General features: G+C 55.3%; 19 protein-coding genes. 5 read left to right on the forward strand and 14 right to left on the reverse strand.

Annotation, left to right across the window (positions count from 1 at the left end):
- The 4 genes from fdh3B (at position 1) to FIV00_RS30420 (ending at position 3,451) form a co-directional block, all read left to right on the forward strand.
- Positions 1 to 606, forward strand: coding sequence for a formate dehydrogenase FDH3 subunit beta (fdh3B, locus tag FIV00_RS07315; RefSeq protein WP_152500131.1), 606 nt, complete (start codon positions 1 to 3; stop codon positions 604 to 606).
- A 127-nt stretch (positions 607 to 733) separates the two neighbouring features.
- Positions 734 to 1,945: a formate dehydrogenase subunit gamma gene (locus FIV00_RS07320; RefSeq protein WP_209006846.1), complete on the forward strand. Its 1,212-nt coding sequence runs from the start codon at positions 734 to 736 to the stop codon at positions 1,943 to 1,945.
- Positions 1,946 to 2,012: 67 nt separating this feature from the next.
- Positions 2,013 to 3,326, forward strand: a complete 1,314-nt coding sequence (locus FIV00_RS07325) for a c-type cytochrome (protein WP_209006847.1) — start codon at positions 2,013 to 2,015, stop codon at positions 3,324 to 3,326.
- Complete coding sequence (locus FIV00_RS30420; RefSeq protein WP_256366677.1) at positions 3,323 to 3,451, forward strand: hypothetical protein; 129 nt, start codon at positions 3,323 to 3,325, stop codon at positions 3,449 to 3,451. Before FIV00_RS07325 ends, FIV00_RS30420 begins: the two co-directional genes overlap by 4 nt.
- 73 nt (positions 3,452 to 3,524) lie before the next feature.
- On the opposite strand, the gene FIV00_RS07330 is transcribed toward FIV00_RS30420, so the two are convergent.
- From FIV00_RS07330 to FIV00_RS07390, 13 genes are all read right to left on the reverse strand, one after another.
- Positions 3,525 to 4,430 (reverse strand): DMT family transporter, encoded by a 906-nt coding sequence (locus tag FIV00_RS07330; RefSeq protein WP_152500133.1) that lies wholly within the window; start codon positions 4,428 to 4,430, stop codon positions 3,525 to 3,527.
- A 10-nt stretch (positions 4,431 to 4,440) separates the two neighbouring features.
- Positions 4,441 to 6,513, reverse strand: a complete 2,073-nt coding sequence (locus FIV00_RS07335; protein WP_152500134.1) for an MBL fold metallo-hydrolase — start codon at positions 6,511 to 6,513, stop codon at positions 4,441 to 4,443.
- Between the two features lie 99 nt (positions 6,514 to 6,612).
- Positions 6,613 to 7,035 carry a MarR family winged helix-turn-helix transcriptional regulator gene (locus FIV00_RS07340; RefSeq protein ID WP_152500135.1) on the reverse strand — a complete coding sequence of 141 codons (423 nt, stop codon included), beginning with the start codon at positions 7,033 to 7,035 and terminating at the stop codon, positions 6,613 to 6,615.
- A gap of 156 nt (positions 7,036 to 7,191) precedes the next feature.
- Positions 7,192 to 7,779, reverse strand: a complete 588-nt coding sequence (locus FIV00_RS07345) for a pyridoxamine 5'-phosphate oxidase family protein (protein ID WP_247649350.1) — start codon at positions 7,777 to 7,779, stop codon at positions 7,192 to 7,194.
- Between the two features lie 32 nt (positions 7,780 to 7,811).
- On the reverse strand, positions 7,812 to 8,777 hold the full coding sequence (locus FIV00_RS07350) for a hypothetical protein (RefSeq protein WP_209006848.1): 966 nt from the start codon (positions 8,775 to 8,777) through the stop codon (positions 7,812 to 7,814).
- A gap of 9 nt (positions 8,778 to 8,786) precedes the next feature.
- A complete protein-coding gene (locus tag FIV00_RS07355; protein ID WP_247649351.1) occupies positions 8,787 to 9,956 on the reverse strand; it encodes an aminotransferase class I/II-fold pyridoxal phosphate-dependent enzyme in 1,170 nt (389 codons plus the stop codon).
- Between the two features lie 10 nt (positions 9,957 to 9,966).
- Positions 9,967 to 10,599: a transcriptional regulator gene (locus FIV00_RS07360; RefSeq protein WP_173005906.1), complete on the reverse strand. Its 633-nt coding sequence runs from the start codon at positions 10,597 to 10,599 to the stop codon at positions 9,967 to 9,969.
- 34 nt (positions 10,600 to 10,633) lie between these two features.
- On the reverse strand, positions 10,634 to 11,404 hold the full coding sequence (locus tag FIV00_RS07365) for an ABC transporter ATP-binding protein (RefSeq protein WP_173005907.1): 771 nt from the start codon (positions 11,402 to 11,404) through the stop codon (positions 10,634 to 10,636).
- Complete coding sequence (locus FIV00_RS07370; protein ID WP_173005908.1) at positions 11,398 to 12,165, reverse strand: dipeptide/oligopeptide/nickel ABC transporter ATP-binding protein; 768 nt, start codon at positions 12,163 to 12,165, stop codon at positions 11,398 to 11,400. The genes FIV00_RS07365 and FIV00_RS07370 overlap by 7 nt, the downstream gene beginning before the upstream one ends.
- A complete protein-coding gene (locus FIV00_RS07375) occupies positions 12,162 to 13,022 on the reverse strand; it encodes an ABC transporter permease (protein ID WP_152500140.1) in 861 nt (286 codons plus the stop codon). Before FIV00_RS07375 ends, FIV00_RS07370 begins: the two co-directional genes overlap by 4 nt.
- Entirely contained in the window at positions 13,015 to 13,953 is a 939-nt protein-coding gene (locus FIV00_RS07380; protein ID WP_152500141.1) for an ABC transporter permease, read from the reverse strand. Before FIV00_RS07380 ends, FIV00_RS07375 begins: the two co-directional genes overlap by 8 nt.
- A 38-nt stretch (positions 13,954 to 13,991) precedes the next feature.
- Positions 13,992 to 15,530 (reverse strand): ABC transporter substrate-binding protein, encoded by a 1,539-nt coding sequence (locus tag FIV00_RS07385; RefSeq protein ID WP_152500142.1) that lies wholly within the window; start codon positions 15,528 to 15,530, stop codon positions 13,992 to 13,994.
- A 38-nt stretch (positions 15,531 to 15,568) separates the two neighbouring features.
- Entirely contained in the window at positions 15,569 to 15,931 is a 363-nt protein-coding gene (locus tag FIV00_RS07390; protein ID WP_152500143.1) for a hypothetical protein, read from the reverse strand.
- Positions 15,932 to 16,028: 97 nt separating this feature from the next.
- Here FIV00_RS07390 and FIV00_RS07395 point away from each other — a divergent pair, with 97 nt between their 5' ends.
- The gene (locus FIV00_RS07395) at positions 16,029 to 17,384 is read left to right on the forward strand and encodes an MFS transporter (RefSeq protein WP_152500144.1); all 1,356 of its coding nucleotides are present in this window, start codon (positions 16,029 to 16,031) and stop codon (positions 17,382 to 17,384) included.
- A 53-nt stretch (positions 17,385 to 17,437) separates the two neighbouring features.
- Here FIV00_RS07395 and FIV00_RS07400 read toward each other — a convergent pair whose 3' ends face one another.
- On the reverse strand, positions 17,438 to 19,108 hold the full coding sequence (locus tag FIV00_RS07400) for an alpha/beta-hydrolase family protein (RefSeq protein WP_247649352.1): 1,671 nt from the start codon (positions 19,106 to 19,108) through the stop codon (positions 17,438 to 17,440).
- Positions 19,109 to 19,167: the final 59 nt, after the last annotated feature.

Here is a 19,167-nt window from a genome sequence, read left to right on the forward strand (position 1 = left end):
ATGCCACTTGGACAAGCGAGGGCTAAGTTCCTTTGTGACGCTGAGCGTTGCATTGAGTGCAATGCCTGTGTGACTGCCTGTAAGAATGAGCATGAGGTGCCCTGGGGTATCAACCGCCGCCGCGTTGTGACCATCAATGATGGCAAGCCCGGCGAAAGGTCGATCTCGGTCGCCTGCATGCACTGCTCGGACGCGCCCTGCATGGCGGTGTGCCCGGTCGACTGTTTCTACCAGAATGAAGAAGGTGTGGTCCTGCACTCGAAGGACCTTTGCATTGGCTGCGGCTATTGCTTCTACGCCTGTCCCTTCGGTGCACCGCAATTCCCGCAAGCGGGCAATTTCGGATCGCGCGGCAAGATGGACAAGTGCACCTTCTGTGCTGGTGGACCGGAAGAAACACATTCAACCGCAGAATTCTCAAAATACGGCAGCAACCGTATTGCGGAAGGCAAGCTGCCGCTCTGCGCGGAAATGTGTTCCACCAAAGCGTTGTTGGCAGGCGACGGCGATGTCGTTTCCGCCATCTACCGCGAGCGCGTTGTCGCACGTGGTTTCGGCTCCGGTGCCTGGGGCTGGGGCAGCGCTTACGGTCGGCAAGGCGGTTGATCGATTTTGGTATCGCCTGCCGGCCTGAACTGGCGGGGCAGGTGAGCCATTGCGATCGACATGAAAAAGTTGGACTGGGGCGGCAACTGTGCCGCCCTGTCTGTCTTCAGTGATGGAACGTGTGAGGATGGTTATGAAACGCCTGGTGCTGGCATTCGTGGTTCTTTTCGGGCTCCTTTCGCCGGGTGTTGCACAAGACCAGCAACCACCTGCAGACCGCAGCGCGACCGGCGGTGCGCAAACGCTGGAAGACATTCTGAAACGGCAACGCGGCGAGAAAATCGACAGCGATTTCAGGCGCAACGCGACCGGAGATCCAGATACTGCAGCTGGTATCTCCTCGCAGCTCGGCACACTTGGCGGTGTGTCCGATCCAGAACTCTGGCGCGCCCTCAGGTATGGGTCCGCGGATATCAAGGTGTCGTCAGGTGGCGAGGAAGCAACCGTCCTGATGCAGGACGGCGGAATGCGTTGGCTGGCTTTCCGTGAAGGGCCACTGGCCACTTATGGCTCGTATCTTCTGGGCGCTACCGTTTTGTTGCTGGGTCTCTTCTATCTCTTACGAGGTCGTATCCGCATCGATGGCGAAAAGACCGGTCAGACGATCACGCGTTTCAAGGCGATTGAACGTTTTGGGCATTGGCTCCTTGCAGGATCGTTCATACTGCTGGCGATCACCGGGCTGATAACATTGTTCGGTCGCTTTGCGGTTATTCCTTTGATCGGCAAGGAAGTTTACGCACCTGTCGCGCTTGCCTCAAAATGGATCCACAACAACGTTGCCTGGGCCTTCATGCTTGGGCTCGTGATGGTGTTCGTGATGTGGGTGGTGCACAACATTCCCAATAAGACGGACCTCAAATGGATCGCCGTTGGTGGGGGACTGCTGAAAAAGGGTGTTCATCCGCCAGCCAAGAAGTTCAATTTCGGCCAGAAGATGATCTTCTGGGGGGTGATTGTCCTTGGTGCCTCCATATCGGCTTCGGGGATCTCACTGCTGTTCCCATTTGAATTTCCGATGTTCGCCAAGACTTTTGAGATCCTTAATGCGACTGGATTGCCGCAGCTTGTCGGCCTCGGTGTTCTGCCGACGGCGCTTGCCCCGCATGAGGAAATGCAGTTCGCGCAACTGTGGCATGCCATTGTCGCGTTCCTGATGATGGCGATGATCCTTGCACATATCTACATCGGATCCGTCGGCATGGAAGGCGCATACGACGCCATGGGGTCGGGCGAAGTCGAATTGCAGTGGGCCCGCGAACACCACGGACTTTGGGTTCAGGAAGTTGAAGACGCGGAAAAGACCGCTGAAGCCAAGAACGCGGTTCCCGCGGAATAGGCCTCAGAGCGGGATGTCTGGCTGTCAATCAACCGTACCGAAAGTGAAGCTCTGCCGACCTGCCTTTTTGCAGAGCGCCTTTGGGCTGCTTGCCTTGCTGGCAGCAGGCGCGGCCAGTGCCGCCGAATTCGAGACTCTGAAGGGACATGGCGGACCGGTGATGGACATCGCGGTTTCGGAAGAAACGGGAACTGTCGCGACAGCAAGTTTCGACAATTCCGTTGCGGTTTGGTCCAAACGTGAACCACGCTGGCTGGACGGCCATGAAGCGGCGGTGAAAGTCGTTGCATTTGTTGATGGCAAGACCGCGGTTTCAGCAGGTGACGACAACGATCTCCTGCTTTGGAACATCGAAGATGGATCGTCCAGACGTCTGGAAGGGCATACGGCCAAGATCATGGGGCTCGCCGTTTCTCCGGACAAGAAGTTCGTGGCCAGTGCCAGTTGGGACACCCGCATTGGTCTTTGGCCCGTAGATGGCGGTGAGCCGGTCTATTTGAACGGTCATGCGTCGGGTGTAAACGCAGTCGCATTTTCTGCCGATGGCAAAAGGCTCTATTCGGCGTCTGTCGATGGTTCCATAAAACTTTGGGATCTTGAGAAAAGACAGGAAGCACGGGTCATCGACCGCAATGGTTTCGGTATCAATGTGTTTGCTGTCGGAGGCGAAACGAACGGTAGGGAAACCTGGCTTGCCTACGGGACTCAGGACGGGGTAACCCGGATCGTCGACATCGAAACCGGTGAACGACTGCGGGATTTCTCGTTTGAGCGCAGGCCCATTCTGGCGATTGATCTCAGCCATGACGGTACAAAGCTTGCGACGGGAGACGGCCATGGATACATCACCGTTGTTGATACGAGATCCTGGGCAATAGAGACGGATTTCAGAGCGGCTCTGAAAGGCCCAATCTGGGCATTGGCCTTTTCCAGGAGCGGCGACGTGCTGCATGCTGGCGGCATTGAAAATATCGTTTATTCCTGGCCTTTAGCGGATCTGTCTTCGGCGGAACCGATGGCGTCCAAAACGCCTGATTTCCTAAAAAAGCCGGAGGAAATGTCCAACGGTGAGCGTCAATTCGCGCGCAAGTGTTCCATTTGCCATGCGCTTGGAGCGGAGGGCGAACGCAAGGCGGGGCCGACCCTTTATAATGTGTTTGGCCGTCAGGCAGGCACATTGCCTGGCTACTCATACTCTGAAACCCTGACCGGGTCTGATATTGTCTGGTCAGAAAAGACTATCGATCAACTGTTCCTGGACGGGCCGGACCACTATATTCCAGGCTCCAAGATGCCGATGCAACGAATTGTACGGCGGGAAGACCGGAGTGATCTGATCGACTACCTCAAAAGGGCCACTTCTGAAGGAGAAGACCAATGAAGGCAATGCTGCTGGCATTTGTTGCAACCGCAGTGATTGCAGTTGGAGCAAGCCTGACCCTGGATCGAATGGGCTATTCCAGCGCTCAACAGGCAACAGGCTCATCCGTACGTTTGGGCAATTAGGAATGTCTTCCAGCTCGGCTTCGCTGAAAGGACACAACGCCGATCTGGTCCTTCTGCGTGGCCTGACGCCCGGTTATGCGCGCTGAAACGACCGACGTAGGCTTAGGCTTCCCGTAACCAGGACCGCGCCAAGTACGATCAGCACAAATCCGATACCTGTCGTCCAGGACAGACCTTCAGCAAGAACAAAAACACCGAGCAGTACGGATGCCACAGGCATGAAGAACGCGAGCAGAGACGCATTTGATGCACCTGCGTTCCGGATCAGCCAGAACATCAGCATGACGGGCACGGCGGTGTTGAACAAGGCAACGACTATCAGGGTGCCCAGTTGCGACGGACCGGGAGACAAGGCCCAGGGACGGTCGAAGATCATGCTGAGCGGGGTCAGGACCAAAGCTGCGACGATCAACTGTCCGCTTGCCAGAACAACGGGTTGGAGTTTGCCATTCGCCCGGGCATATATGTTTCCTGTCGCATAGCTGAGGGCAGCCAGGACAGTGACGCCGGCACCAGCCAACTGTGTGTCCAGATGTGAAAAGGCACTGGGTCCGATGGCTAGAACCACACCTGCAAATCCAAGCGCGACGCCGAAAAGGCGACTTTTCGTCAAGTGCTCTTCCGGCAGAAAGGTCGGGGCGATCAGAACGCTGAAGACCGGGATTGTTGCAAACAGAATTCCGCCCAGACTGCTGGCAATATGGGTTTGGCCATATGCAATAGCGATATAGGGAATGATGGCGGTCAGGACACCGAGCACGATGATTGGCTGCCAGGCTTTCCCTGGAGCTGGCATGCGTTCACCGGACAGCCTCATGAAAAAATAGACAGCCAGTGCCGCAAGGCTTGCTCGTCCGGCCGCAAGCGTGATGGGCGGAATGCTTTCCACCGTGAGCTTGATGAATAAAAACGAAGACCCAAAGAGTGCAGCCGTGAGCAGCAACACCGCCCAGAGGCGCGGGGTCATTGTCTGTTTCATGGAATTTTCCTCAAAGGGAGTGCGGCTTCATGGTGGGGCTTGAGCTGGCACCAAGCTCGAATTGAGCCTGTGCGCTCTCAATCCTCTTCACACCTTTCATCGGTAGATGCTCCTGCCCGATCATTTCCGTATAGGTGACAAACCGGAACGGGTCGAAGAACTGTATGGCACTTCTCAACCGGTCGCCGGCTTCTTCCTTGAGATCGGTGAGTACTTGCGTGGAGCCGAATCGCAGCTCGGCAGCGATCGCGATCTTGAGCGCAAGTTCGTTGTCGCCGTTCGCGATCATTTTTCGGATTGTGGTCGCGGCTTGTGCGGCCGTGAGCCCAAGATAGTGTTGCAGCATTCTGCCAAATTCTGCGGGTGTAAGAGCGTCGAGACCTTGCGGATCCTGTCCGGTCCTGTCTTCCTGCCAAATTCCCACCATCTGATCGGCAGTACGCGCGATCACATTATCTCGCGCTGCCAGATATGAGAGGTAGTTCTCCGGTTGATGTTGAAGACCATGCGGGACCAGGTTCAGGCGAATGATGTCTTTTGCTGAAAAGCCATTCTTGACATGGACGCGCACCATATCGACCAGCCAGCAATAGTGTTGTCGAAACGCTTTGAGCTGTTCGTGCCCGTAAAGGGCCGTCAAGGGATGATGACCATGCAGAATGTGTTTCGGTCTTCTTGAGAGAACTTCATCCATACTGCTGACTGCGTCATCTGGATAACCTTCATTGACCCAGGGTTCGCCGTACCACGGCATGACGATGTCACCGGCGAAGACCGTTTGGAGGTCGGGCAAATGAACGAGCATTGCGTCTTCGGTTTCACCACCCGTAACGGGAACCAGTTCAATCTTCGTCCCGGCGACCTCAACAAAGGTCACGTCGCTAACCGCAATATCCGGTGCGTAGGTTTCAACCCAGTGATGATCGAAATCCTGGCCGCGGAATTGCCGATAACTGTGATTGCGAACAACACGATCCACGACGGCCTGATAGTTGTCGCGACCGTAGAAGATCACGTCGGGGTTCAGGTTGCGAAAGTAGCTGTGACCGCCGATATGGTCCCAATGGGCATGGGTGACAAACACATGCGTAACTGTAGGCAGAGAGGGATGTTTCTGGAGCAGAAATTCGTGTGCTGCCTTCAAGGAGTGGGGCTGCGTGCCTGCGTCAACGGCAATCAGCCCGGTGCCATCTGTTGAGAGGACAAAGTAGATATCTGAAAATCCGAAGCCGTAGAGCGCGAAGATCGAGCCCGGAATGATTTCTTCCAACACGGGTTCAGGTGCCATCGAAGCACCGGCGACTTTGGTTGAAGTGAACCAACCCATGAACATCGCTTTGGGAACATAGGACTGATAGCCGCTGCGGTGCCAGAAATGGTCGGCCTTCTCCTGATGCCCGTCCCGCTCATAAAGTCGCGCAAGTTGCCGATAAACTTCCCGATAGAAGCCGAAAACCGGTTCCGTCTCAGGTCTCTCGACAAGCCATGTCAGGTCTTCATAGGCCTGTGATCTTTTGCCGAAGAAAAAAGGAACCTGCGCATAGATTTGCCCTGCCGCCCATCGCACGATTGGGTGAGTGCCGCCTGTAAGGCGCCGGCTTTCCTCCAGATGCTGAAAGGTTTTCAAGACCCAGGGTATGCGCTTGACGAGTGGAACGCGCTCAGCATGGGTTGCACGCAAAATGGCATAGGCTGAAAGATAGACGGCACGAACGTCATCGGTAAATCCCTCGCCGTACCTTTCGAGAAGCCGTTCAAAAAACGCAATACCGTGCGCTTGCTGGTTGGAGTTGAGATAGGCATTGACCATCAGCATGGTGACCCGCGGATCCTGGTTTTGCCCATATGACAAGAGGGTCTCGAAGTAATGCAGCTGCGAATGAAAACTACGATCCGGATCTTCTGCCGTGAGGTCTTCGAACTCTTTCGTCGGCTTTAAACAATCGATAGACAAGGCCCCATTTACTTCGATCCCTTCGCTGGAAGGTTCACGCTTTGCGGCGTCCACGCGGTCAACAGTCGGATCGTCGCCGCGGACAGGAGAATAAAGTGCGTCGGCCGCACTTTGCTCTGATCTCTGCATAACAATTCCTTTATTTAGGTGTAATTACACGTATTTAAGTTATTTTGCCGTGTTTCGGGGACTGAGACTGCGAGCGGGCGCGGATTTGTCTGGAGATGGTCAGCTCACGACATAGTTGATGTCGGTAAGCTCCAGCTTCAAAGCCTGCCAGCGGCCCTCGCCAAATCGTTTCAGGAATTCTGTTTGCGCCTCTCGCCAGTAGGGTGTGGCCTCGGTTACAGCAGTTTCGCCGTTCTGGCTAAGAGAGAGCAAACGCACTCTGGCATCATTCCCGGGCTGCTCATCAATCAGGCCGTCGTTTTTCAAAAGTCTAACGTTTCGGGTGAGGGTGGTTCGATCCATGCCAAGCAGTTCGGCAAGCTTCGTGATTGAGACCGGTGCATGCTGGCGCAGAACCACCAGCAACGTAAACTGGGTGTTCTTCAGACCGATTGGTTGAAGGCGCTGGTCGAAGAACTGCGCAATCAATCTCGTTGTCATTCTGAGGTTCATGCAGGCGCAGGCGCCAAATTCTTCTGCCATGGTGAATTCTCTGTATGTGTAACTGCACTTATAAATGTGTATATACACTTAAATGTCAAGTGAGTTTGCCACCATAAGAGGAAACATCGTGAGCGTGCGGATCAAGACGCTTTACTTGAAGATGCGTTTTCAGGGGTATCAGCCGGTTGGCTGTGTTTATGGATTGACCCAAGAACTGGACATGAGGCCGCCGTTGTCATCATAGCCAAATTGGGCTCTGACGTTGCTTTCTCTGCTGAGTTTGAACCAGTCGAGCGATGTCACTGAAAAGACGATGATGCCAAAACGATCGCGACCTTGTTGGCCTTCGGGTTGGTCTTGCAAAGCTTCTATTGGAGCATGAGGTTCGGGCAATTCATCACCAGGTGGCCCGCCCGCATAGGTGCCGCGGGTATGAAGGGGCAGGGACGACCAGACTGTCAGTGCGTAGTCGGAGGATGGCTCAAAGAGCGTGACATGACCTTCGAACCGAAACTGGAGACGTGTTTCAGCGCAATATCCAAGAACTGCAGCACTGGGGTTGCCGGTCAGCTCGCGCCACTTCGGACTGCGGGTGTCGGTGTGGAATTCAAGAGTGCGTTTGTGAGGATCGACCTTGCGCAGGACCACAATGCGCGCTTTTGGTGTTTGGCGGTGATCCACTGAACACAGGGTCAAATACCTGAAACTTGAGCCTGGCCGCTGGACATCCGCGTGAAGAGTTTCCCAGACACTTTCTTCAATCTGCGTCAGCGTCAATCCCACCTCTTTGGCTCCCATTTAAAGCGGCCTCGATTTCAGTTGAGGTCAAGTTTGGAAACGACAGCCGAGGTTAAAGCGAGATCCTGTGCACCCAAGCCTGTCAGGTCCACAATTGATAGTCTTGCATTTTCAAAATCGAGATCCTGCGCCTTGCCCGCCAAGATGTCACAGAATGACCGATCAGCCGTTTCTTCAACACTGCCAGCCCTGACAGCAACTCCAAAGTCACCATGTTGCAGACATTGTGCATGGTTGTCAGTGGCAATGATATCCGCAGCCCCGAACAGGTCCGGCGCCAGTTCGGTTTTGCCGGGGCTGTCAGCGCCCATACCGATGATGTGAAGAGGGTATTTAAGATCTGCGGCGTGAAGTACCGCAGAAGTCGATGGGGTTGTCGTCACCACAATGTCGCTGTTTTCGCAAAGTGCTTTGGCGTTGGCAGCCCCAGTGACGCTAAAGCCAAGCTGTTCCATGTCGTTGATGTAGCCGTCGATCTTGTTCTTGTGCCTTCCGAGCACACTGAGCCGGTTCAGACCCGTGGATTCTCGAATGGCCAAAGCCTGAAGCCGAGCCTGGGTTCCCGTGCCAACCACGCCCAAGGAACCGTTCGAGCCGGTCGCTTTCAGCGATGCGGCCAGCGCGCCGGCGGCAGCTGTCCGCATTTGTGTCAGCCAGCCTTCGTCTTGTAGAAGTGCAACAGGGCGTCCAGTGGATGAAGACAGGACAAGAACCATGCCGTCATTTGGGGGAAGGCCGCGTTCGGGATTGCGGTAAAAACCTGTGGCGATCTTAATGGTGAAATACGGCTTGTCTTTCGACCGTGCAGCTTTGGTATGGCAGTCGCCAACAAGTTCGTTTGCGTCGTCATGAAACAGGATCTGCATCGGCTCCGGCTGGTCGATCAGTCCGTTCGAAATGTCGATGAAACTTTGCCTCACAGCCTCAATCGCCTCGGGCATGCTGATCATTGAGCGGATCTGATCCAGCGTCACTATCTGCACGGTTGGCCCTCAGATCTGAAAATCGGCATAGTGCGCCCTGAAGTGTTCCCTCATGGCAGAAAGCCCATCCTCAAACACCTTTGCGCGTCCAAAGCCAATGCGGAAATGACCGTTCGGCACATCATTGAGGTCAGAGGCGTAGATGGAACCCGGCAACAGAAGAACGCCGCTCTCTTCCAGAAGTCTGCGGCAAAACAGTTCAACATCTTCGGGACCTGTATAGCGCGGAAAGGCGGCACATCCTCCCTGAGGACGTTTCCAGTCGATCAGACCTGGAAATTCTTCAAAAAGCTTTTCCAGTGCGACCACGTTCTTTTTCAGAAGCGCCCGGTTCCGTCCAAGGATCTCCTCACGTGCCTTCAAGGCAATGGTTGCGAGGACTTCGGAAGGTCCGGAGTTGCAGATAGAAAGATAATGCTTGTAGCGTTCAACTTTCTGCAGAAGCGTCGCGTTCCGTGCTGCAATCCAACCGATTCGAAGCCCTGGAAGTCCATAGGCTTTGGACATGACATTAAGTGATATGCCACGTTCATATAGATCCGCAATTTGTGGCATCCGGTCCGCGGGATCCAGCTCAACCCCGCGATAGACCTCATCGCTCAAGACCCAGATGCCGTGTTTGCGACAAAGATCAACAAGGGCCTCCAGATCTGCACGATTGATCAGCATGCCGGTCGGGTTGTGCGGAAAGTTCAGGGACAACAGTTTTGTGTTCGGCCGGATTGCCTCCCGAATGCGATCGAGATCCAGTTGCCACCCAACATCGGTGTCGCCTTTCAGCAAAGGTACTCCCGTGACCTCACAAATCGAGAGCGGAATTGTTTCAGCGCTTTGATAATTCGGTGTTGGTACGATGGCATGGTCTTCTGCTTCGAGCAGCACTTTTGAAACCGCGTAAAGTCCTTCGCCGGCGCCTGCGAGGCAAAGAATGTTTTCCGGCTTCATCTGCTCGTAGGTTCGCGCAATTTCAGCACGAAGTGCTGGGGCTCCCCAGGTTTCCGTATAACCCAACCAGAGAGTTTCAAAACCCTCGCGATCTTCGGGCGCTGCCAGTGACAAAAGGTCGGAAACCCGCATGCTTTCCAAATCCGAAGCGGTCATGTGGTGCTGCGCCTTGAATTCCCATTCGGAGAAAAAGACTTCCAAACCGAAATCGCGCATGGGTTTTGGTTGCGTCATGAATTCAAACTCACCTTTTGACTTTCGTATCTGGTGACTGTTTTGCCTGTCTGATCAGTTCGTAGAGACTGGCGCGGGAAATCCCCAAGACTTCGGCGACATAGTCAGTGGAACCGCGGGCGGCGAAGATGTCTGCACTGACAAGGCGCTCGACTATTATCAGCCGATTGGGACGACGCAGCTGATTGAACGAGAGTTTCAATTCTTTCAGCGTGGAGGCCACGATTGAATTTGTGACTTCGCGCCAGTCGTTCCTGAGCATGTTGGAGCCAGTGTCCATTTGAAACGAAGTGAGAGCTGCAAGCACATCGCGCGCAGCTTCCAGTTCGGTCAGGCGCAGATTGAGGCATAATAGAGCACTCGGCCGACCTGCCTCGTCCCGAAGCAATGCTGAAACCGAGCGCAGTCTTGCACCGTCCGAATTCGACTTCAGATAAGGTCCGATCGTGTCGTCCGGACGGAGCTCTGACTGGAAATCCGCCGTTTCGACCAGGCTGTCGTCACCTTGCTTTCTTGGTGAAAATCCATTTTCGATTGCAGAAATTCTGCCTGTTTTGAGATCGTGCAAAACGACCTCGACCTGCCCAGGGAAAAGGGCGGAAATTGCCTTGCAGATCGGAGTTAGTGCGTGCAGCTCAGTCATTCGACTTCTATACATAATGTCTATAATTAGACATTTAGTCTGACGGCAGGTTGCCGTCAATGTGCTCTGTCGCCGGATCCGTGGCCAGTGTCCTGATATAGGCGCGTGAAAGCTTGTGCGCAGCACGTTCCGCAAAGTGTTTCATCGGAATATCTTCAACGATTTGCGCGTCGTCCAGCACCAGAATGCGGCTCGCCAGATGCTGTAAAGGTGCGAGGTCATGGCTGACAATCAGCATGGCCAGGCCCGTGTCCTGATGAAGCTTCTGCAACATCTCGATCGCTTGAACCCGGGTTGAAAAATCCAACGCCGAAAGTGGCTCGTCAAGGATCAGGACCTGAGGATCGGCAGCTATTGCCCGTGCCAAGGCAACGCGCTGACATTGCCCGCCTGACAACGCATGAGGCCGACGGGCCTGCATGTCCGGTGTGACGCCCAGATCATTCAGATAGGCTGATGCGTTGGACTTGCGTGAATTCGGCGCGCCGATGGCAAAGCCGTTCAGTGCCTCCATAACGGCGCCATGTGCAGAAAGATAAGGACTGAGTGACTGGACTGGATCCTGCCAAAGGTATTGCAACTTCCTGCGCGCTGATCCTTTGCCCGGGACGATGGAGGCACCGTTCAATCTGATGTCGCCGGTTGAAGGCTTTTCAAGGCCGACAAGGCATCGGGCAAGCGTTGATTTGCCCGCTCCGGATCGGCCGATCAGTCCGACGACCTCGCCTTGGCCGATGGTCAGACTGATGTCTCGCAGTATTGTGCGTCCATAATACCGTTTGGAAAACTTGGTGACGCTTAGCACGGTTTTGTTCGCAATCTGTCTGCTGCCTCCGTCAGTTGCCGTGCAGCTGACGCGCCTGACTGACCGAGCATCTTGATCGAACCGTCTTCAACTATTTCACCTGACTGCATGACCAGAACCCTATCGGCAACTTCCTGCACCGCATGCAGGTCATGACTTATGAAGAGCAAGGTCGCACCGGTCTCGGTGACCGCACTGCTCAGCGCGGTCAAAATGTCCAGTTCCGTCAGTATATCCAGTCCCGTCGTCGGTTCGTCCGCGATCAGCACCGCGGGGCGGAGGATCAGCGCCATCGCGATCAACACACGCTGTTTCATTCCACCTGAGAGCTGGTAGGGAAACTGCCGCGCCACGCCAGAAGGCAAGGCCACCTTGTCCAGCACATTCGGGATCACGTCCCTGGCGCGCGCACCGGCAATCCTTGCAGCTTCTTCCAGTTGCGGACCGACGCGTCTTGCGGGCGTCAGCGCCGACGCCGGGCTTTGAAAGATCTGGAAGACATTCCGTCCACGATGAGATCGCCAAAGGCTGGGAGGCGCGCCACGCATACTGATGCCATTGAGAATGAGATCGCCAGACGTCATGGACAGCGGCGGACGCAACAAACCGCACAGCGCAGCGGCGGTCAAAGACTTTCCCGAACCGCTTTCGCCGATCAAGCCAACGCGTTCACCCTTGGCCAAATCGAAACTGAGCTTGTTCAAAAGGCGTTGTCCGTGCGGTGCTGTGACAGTCAGGTCTCGCGTTGAGATCGCGCTCACCACTGGTAAGGCCTCCTCTTGTCCAGAAGGTCACGCAAACCTTCGCCGACCAGATTGAACGCGAGAACCGCGCAGACGACCGCAAGACCAGGTGCGATCAACATATGAGGAGCTTGTGCAAAAAAGGGTCGAGCTTCATTCAACATGGCGCCCCATTCGGGCATGGGCGGTTGCGCGCCGATGCCCAAAAAACTGAGTGAGGACAATGCCAACAGAACCGATGCTGTCTCCAGCGAGACGATTACGGCAAGCGGTGGCAGTATCTGTGGCAAAACATGTCTAAAAATCACCCTGGAACGGGACGCTCCGGCGAGATATGACGCTTTTACAAAGTCTCTTTCATTCGCCGACAACACAAGTGCACGAATTAGACGCGCATTTGAGGGCCACCAGGCAACGGCAACGCCGATGATCGATGCTTCCAGAGATGCCCCCATGAAGCCGATGACAGCCAATGCCAGCACAAGTGTCGGAAAGGCCATCACAATATCGGCGAGCCGCATCAGCAGCATGTCGGTGCGGCCACCTGCAAGACCTGCGATCAATCCCCAGGGAAGCGCTATGGCCAGGATTGCTCCCATCGTTTTGAGGGCAGCACCGAGTGAAATCGAAATCGCTGCAAGCAATCGTGCCAGCAGATCGCGTCCGAGATGATCTGTGCCGAGGAGATGTTTTTCGGACGGGCCTGCGAGCCGCGAGAGAAGATCCATTTTTTCAGGAGCCGGCAAATTCAAAGCACCGTGTACCAGAGCGAGCAGTGCGAAACCGGAGAGCAGGACAAGACCGATGATCAATCCGACATGTGCAGGCACGAATTTGCGTGAGAAACCGGGTTTGCCAAGAACTGTATCACTCATCGGCTAACCCGCGTCTGAGCTGCGGATCAGCGGTCACCAAAACAATGTCGGCCAAGAAGGACGTCACGAAAAAGACCAGTCCCATAAGTACGAGATATCCTTGAATGATCGGAAAATCCCGCTGGCCGATGGCTTGCAGGATCAGCTGTCCAAGCCCCGGCCAGCCGAAGATGCTTTCAACGATCACCGCGCCTCCCAAAAGCCCGCCCAGTGTATTGGACCAGACCGTGGTCATTGAACCAATGATCCTCGGGCCGACATGACCCAACAGGATGCCCAGAGGGCTGACGCCTTTGGCTATCGCGAGGCGAACGTAGTCCTCACAGGCCTCGGCGCGTACACGTTCATATACAAAGCGCCCCATCGCAGCGCCTGCGCCAATGCTGAGCGTCAATGCCGGGAGGATCAGATCGATTGCCGAACCGTTGCCAACCAGTCTTGACCACCCGAGATTGAGGACAAAGACGTGGATCAACAAGAGAGCAAGCCAAAACGAAGGGATGGAAACCAGCACAATCGAAACCGCACGTACACAGTTTGCTGTATAGCGGTCGGCCATGACGGCCAGCGTTCCAAGCGCAAGCGAGATGCCTATGGCGCCAACAAGCGAGGTTAGCGAGAGCATCAGGGTGGCAGGCAAGTAAAGTCCGATCTCGGCGATCACGCTCCGTCCAGTTGCAACAGAGGTGCCGAAATCGAATTGCAGAGCCCGCACCAGCCAATGTGCGTAACGAATGAAAAATGGTTTATCGAGGCCATATTCGACCTTGATCGCTGCTATGTCTTCCGGTTTGGGTACAATGCCCATGGCACGCAGCTCCATTTGCACCGGGTCTCCCGGTGCAAGCGCCACGATTGCGAAGGCGACAAACGACATGCCCAGCAATGTGGGCAGTGTCATCGCCAGGCGTGTCAGCAGAAATTTGAGCATGTCAAAAGAGGGCGGCCGACTGACCGCCCTTTCGTTCTTCAGTTGTCGAAGCTGACATCGCCATAGCCGATCCAGTCAGCATATTCCGACATCGGTACCGATACACCCGGACGTGACAGGGTGAAATTCGGTACCAGAAGGATCGGAATGCTGGATGTATGTTCGTCTACGATGGACTTATACGCCTGCCGCACCAGATCGATGGCCTCTTCGCGGCTTGATGCCACCCGAGAGGCTTTGGCCAGCTCATCCACATTGCCTCCAGGCGACGTGACGGCATAACCCCAAGGACTCATGGTTGTGAAGACATTGTAGAGAAGATAGGTGGGGTCGGTGTTGTTGTTGGAGGCAAACTCCAGATACATGTCCGCCTGACCGGGCCCGAAATACGTGTCGTTGTATACGCCACTGTCGGTTACTTCGACGATTTCGGTGCCGACACCGATGGCGGCAAACATCTGCTCCAGCATTTCCGGCATCGGTTTTACCGTTGAAACGTTCGGATAGGCGGCAACCATGCGAAGCTTGAGCTTGCGACCGTCCTTTTCGCGAATGCCGTCTTCGCCCATGACCCAACCGGCCTCGTCGAGCATCTTGCCAGCTTTCGACGGGTCATATGCAAAGCCATTGGCATGATCGTCCCCAAGATCAAACATCCAGCCAGGCAGGATTGTCTTGGCAGCCTGACCGCGTCCGCCATAAAGCACCTGGGCCAACGTTTCGCGGTCGATCGCCAAAGCCAGAGCCTGTCGAACGCTGATATCTGTCGTGATGTCGAAGGGGGCTTTGCCGAGCATATTGAACATAAGCGCTGCATAGCGGATTGGGCGGCTCTCATTCAAAACGACGGAACCATCTTGTGGCATGGACAACATCATTTGCGGGGTTACTTCGCCTATGACATCAACTTCGCCATTTTGCAGTGCCAACAGCCGGGCATTGTCATCGCCGATGAAAAGAAAGGTGATCTTGTCTATCTTGGGTGCTTGTCCCCAGTAGTTGGGGTTCCGGGTTACGGTGATCTGCTTTTTGGGTTCGTAACTCTCCAAAACATATGGGCCGGTACCAACCGGATATTCGGCCATGGCGTCCGTCGGCAGAAACAATGATGCTCCCCGATGGGTCATGTTCTCGATCACCAGGGCTGATTCAACTTCTGATCTGAACGAGATCTGATAGTCATCCAGCTTTTTGAAGCTGCTTTGATCGAGTTGCAGAAAATCGGATTTGTTCTGATCGTACAGCTTGAGAGAGGCAATTGCGCTGTCGGCATTGAAGGGTGTGCCATCTGAAAATGTAACACCCTCTTGCAGGGTCACTTTGTACGTGCCGTCTTCGTAGTCCCAAGCCTTGAACAGAAGCGGTGAGGGGTTGAAATTCGCGTCCGGCTTGACTGCAGTTTCAGCGATCTGGGCAGCAGGCCGCCTGGTCGTAAAGGTGAACTTGTCAGGCTTGACACTATAGCGGTCCGCTTTGACCGCGACCGTTAAATGTGTTTCGGCAACGGCATGCGTTGTGGTTGGCAGCGCGAGCAGCCCCAGCGCGGCGAAGGTGGCCAAGATCTTGGATTTGGACATTGAAGTGTTCCATCTGAGTTGATTTTCAAGGTGTGAAATCAGCTCGCCAGGGGTGGGCCCCGGATAAGATGGGACTGCTGTGTCAGTCGTTTGACGGCTACGTTGGAAATGTTGAATAGCTGGGTCGGTCCTGTGTCCGCAAGACTCAATGAAGCTGGCGGTGCGCCGCTTAGCAACGCAGCGATTTGCGTCGCAAAGAAATCGCAGTCGACATCAGATGGTTCGACCGGAGTGCCATCCGCCGACAATATGACGGTTTTGACACCAGCGCCGGTACATATCTCGATCGTGATGCTGTCGCCATCGAACGATAGCATCGTTCCAGGCGCACGCGCGACAGATGCAAAAAGCAACGAGAACGCAATCAGCGTCCCCAAAATCGCCTTTGGCATCCGTTTCATTGGCATCCGTCTCCTAAACACCCGGCGACCTTTAGCATAGCAAGAATTGCGACACTATACCCATTGTTCCTTAGGTTGAAGCGGTTAAGATCGTGCCATGCTGCTTGCTCTTTCAAACACAACCTATCGCAGTCTCTTGCTGGCGCAGGTGCTGTCTGTTCTTGGGTCTGGCCTGGCGACAATAGCTCTGGGGTTGTTGGCTTACGATCTTGCTGGCGAAAATGCCGGGGCCGTGCTGGGTACGGCACTCGCGCTCAAGATGGTTGCTTATGTCGGATTGGCACCAGTCGCTGCTGCTTTGGCGGTAAAGCTGCCCCGCAAGCCCTTTCTGATTTCACTGGATTGCGCGCGCGCTGCGCTCGTGTTGACGCTGCCATTTGTCACACAGATCTGGCAGATCTACGTTCTGATTTTTGCATTTCAGGCATTGTCAGCCGCCTTTACACCCAGTTTTCAGGCTCTCATTCCTGATGTTCTGAAAGATGAAAAAGCCTATACGCAGGCACTTTCCCTGTCGCGGTTGACCTACGATATTGAAGCCCTCATCAGCCCGATGCTGGCGGGCCTTCTGCTGTCGGTTGCCACATTTCACAGCCTGTTTGCCGGAACCGGTCTGGGGTTTCTCGCGTCAGCCTTGCTGGTGGCCGGTGCATCCCTGCCGTCACGAACTGCAAGCGCCAATGCCGCGCCATTTGCCAAACGTGTTACGCGTGGTCTTTGGATCTATCTTGCCACGCCGCGGCTGCGCGGAATGCTGGCGCTCTATATTGCAGTGGCTTCAGCAACCTCGATGGTGATCGTCAACACTGTTGTGCTGGTCAAATCCGACTTCGGTTTCGGCGACGGCACGGTTGCGATCTTCTTTGCAGCCAGCGGGGCCGGTTCAATGCTTGTCGCTGTGCTATTGCCACGGTTTCTGGAAAATCAAGCGCCGCGACCGATCATGCTGGCCGGGGCACTTTTGCTAGGCGTTGCCTTGATGCTGTCCGCAATTGGGGTCGCACCCGCCGCGGCCCTCTTTCTGTGGTTCGTGCTGGGAGCAGGTGCATCAATGATCCAGACACCTTCTGGTCTTGTCATCACGCGTTCCTGCCACGATCAGGATCGCCCAGCTGTCTTCGCTGCGCAATTTGCTCTGTCGCATTCCACCTGGTTGATTGCTTATCCATTGGCAGGTTTTGTCGGTGCTTGGCTGGGTCTTTCGGCAGCGTTTGCGCTAATGGGTGCACTGTCTGTTGTTTCATTCGGGCTGGCGTTGGCGCTTTGGCCGGCACGCGACCCACGCGACATTGAGCACGAACACGACGAGCTTGAGCACAGCCACGACTTGCAGGACGGGCTTCACCACGACGCCGGCATGGCAGTTACCGGGTCTTTGCATCGTCATCGGCGAATAAAACACAAGCACGTTTTCATCATAGACGACCATCATCCAATCTGGCCGCGAGGGTAGTGCTGGAGTGAAATTATCCTGCCATTGAGCCACGTGACAGTCGTGCCTGAGCCTTATCGATCACCATTGGCGCAACCAAGTTGCAGGCCGAGGTTACAGTGAGCTTTCAGGCGTTCTGTCTCGTCTGCAGACCAGTCCTCCGGCGCGGTAACTTCGGCCCAGGGGGCAACATAGTCTTGTGCGTAGTAGGCGTGGCCATGGCCGGGAGGAGCTCCGAATGACAAGGCCATGTCCAATGCAAGCTGAAACTGTGTGACGATCGGGATGAAGGTCAGATGATCCGACACGTCCTCGGCCGGTGGGTCATTCATCCAGGGTGGTGCACGCCAAAGGGAAAGTGGATCGTAGAATACGATTGGATCACTGGAATACTGCAGGAAAACAATGCGCATTCCGTTCCAGTCGGCTTCGGCCTTGGAGGCATCGGCGTAGTGGGAGGCATATCTGACAACAGACCCGTCGCCAATGGTTGGCAGAACCCAGGGGCTGCCTGGTTGTCGGGACGTTTGAACGTAGTGCCAAAGATCGGACGGAAAGGGAGGCCCGGCCCAAAAGGCCCCGTCAATCGGATCATCGATTAGACGAAACAGATTGGTTGCATACATGGATGACCAGGCACCAAGGCTGAGGCCGTGTGCGTAGAGCCTTGGACGCTGGTCTTTGGGCAGCGTTTTCCAGTAGCTGTGAACCACTTCCAGTAGCGCCGTTGCCTGATCCAGCCCGGTGCGCGTTTCGAGGATCAGTGCAAGAGGGGACTGCAAATAGGAATACTGGGCGCTTACGGTGGCTATATCGCCATTGTGCATGTACTCCACAGGGTCATGAGACCCTGGATCCATCCAGCCTGTGCCCGTAGGGCTGGTGACTACCAGCACTTTGCGTTCGAAAGCCTTGAGCCGTTTGAGTTCCGCGAGCGCAAGCTTCGCGCGCTCTTCCGGGGTCTCGCCATCGGCCCGGCCAACATAGACCCTGATGGGGTCCAGAGCCGGTTTGCCGGTAAAGGCAGAAATTGCGGCAGCATCCGGACCGCTGGTAATGAAATCTCGACCTGGTTGGCCCATGGCCGCCCAGTCAATCAAGGATGCTGCAGATCCCGCCTGGTTCGGTTTGTCCGGTGGGGGTGGGGCTGTGTCAAAGAGGATCTGTGCAGCTTCATAACTCTCATCAAGTCCGCGAACGACACCATCAAGAATGCCGTCACGGGTGACAACGAACAGGATTACAACAACGGTGACTGCGCCAAGTACATTTGCGCGTCGTGGAGGCATAAACCGGTAGAAGCGGCCTCTGATCCATCGAAACAGTGTCGCAACGATTGCGCCAATGACATAGGCCCCTGCAAAGGTCAGAGTTGCGGAGATCAGAATTGTCGCAATGTGCTGTGCTTCGGCCCGCTCCAGCCCCATCTTGCTCCGAAGGCCGTTTTGCCATTCCAGGCTGAAGGTCAAGATCCAGACGGTGAGGCCAACGGCGACAATGATCAAAACAATGTTGCGCAGTCGGGCGAATTGCCGGGGCAGTCGCGGCATGTCCGCCGCCCACCAGATCAGTCCAATTGTTTTCCCAAGAAGGTACCCGAGTGCGACAACGATGCCGCCGAGAATGCCTTGCACAAGAGCATCGCGGGGGATCAGGGACGGCGTCAATGACGCGGCAAAAAACAACAGGCCGAGCATCAGGCACGGAATCGACAATCCGGTTATCAGTGAGCGAAACCAACGCACCGCACTTATCCTTGCGCGTTCGTTGTCAGACCGGGCGGACTTTCACACAAGTTCGTCTC

It is taken from the genome of Labrenzia sp. THAF82, assembly GCF_009363435.1.
Classification (GTDB): domain Bacteria; phylum Pseudomonadota; class Alphaproteobacteria; order Rhizobiales; family Stappiaceae; genus Roseibium; species Roseibium porphyridii.

What these genes read in the sequence shown, in the direction of transcription:
- FIV00_RS07380 (WP_152500141.1), bottom strand. Translation starts at nt 13,953, where the DNA reads ATGCTCAAATTTCTGCTGACACGCCTGGCGATGACACTGCCCACATTG.
- FIV00_RS07320 (WP_209006846.1), top strand. Translation starts at nt 734, where the DNA reads ATGGTTATGAAACGCCTGGTGCTGGCATTCGTGGTTCTTTTCGGGCTC.
- FIV00_RS07390 (WP_152500143.1), bottom strand. Translation starts at nt 15,931, where the DNA reads ATGAAACGGATGCCAAAGGCGATTTTGGGGACGCTGATTGCGTTCTCG.
- FIV00_RS07335 (WP_152500134.1), bottom strand. Translation starts at nt 6,513, where the DNA reads ATGCAGAGATCAGAGCAAAGTGCGGCCGACGCACTTTATTCTCCTGTC.
- FIV00_RS07330 (WP_152500133.1), bottom strand. Translation starts at nt 4,430, where the DNA reads ATGAAACAGACAATGACCCCGCGCCTCTGGGCGGTGTTGCTGCTCACG.
- FIV00_RS07355 (WP_247649351.1), bottom strand. Translation starts at nt 9,956, where the DNA reads ATGACGCAACCAAAACCCATGCGCGATTTCGGTTTGGAAGTCTTTTTC.
- FIV00_RS07375 (WP_152500140.1), bottom strand. Translation starts at nt 13,022, where the DNA reads ATGAGTGATACAGTTCTTGGCAAACCCGGTTTCTCACGCAAATTCGTG.
- fdh3B (WP_152500131.1), top strand. Translation starts at nt 1, where the DNA reads ATGCCACTTGGACAAGCGAGGGCTAAGTTCCTTTGTGACGCTGAGCGT.
- FIV00_RS07340 (WP_152500135.1), bottom strand. Translation starts at nt 7,035, where the DNA reads ATGGCAGAAGAATTTGGCGCCTGCGCCTGCATGAACCTCAGAATGACA.
- FIV00_RS07360 (WP_173005906.1), bottom strand. Translation starts at nt 10,599, where the DNA reads ATGACTGAGCTGCACGCACTAACTCCGATCTGCAAGGCAATTTCCGCC.
- FIV00_RS07385 (WP_152500142.1), bottom strand. Translation starts at nt 15,530, where the DNA reads ATGTCCAAATCCAAGATCTTGGCCACCTTCGCCGCGCTGGGGCTGCTC.
- FIV00_RS07395 (WP_152500144.1), top strand. Translation starts at nt 16,029, where the DNA reads ATGCTGCTTGCTCTTTCAAACACAACCTATCGCAGTCTCTTGCTGGCG.
- FIV00_RS30420 (WP_256366677.1), top strand. Translation starts at nt 3,323, where the DNA reads ATGAAGGCAATGCTGCTGGCATTTGTTGCAACCGCAGTGATTGCAGTT.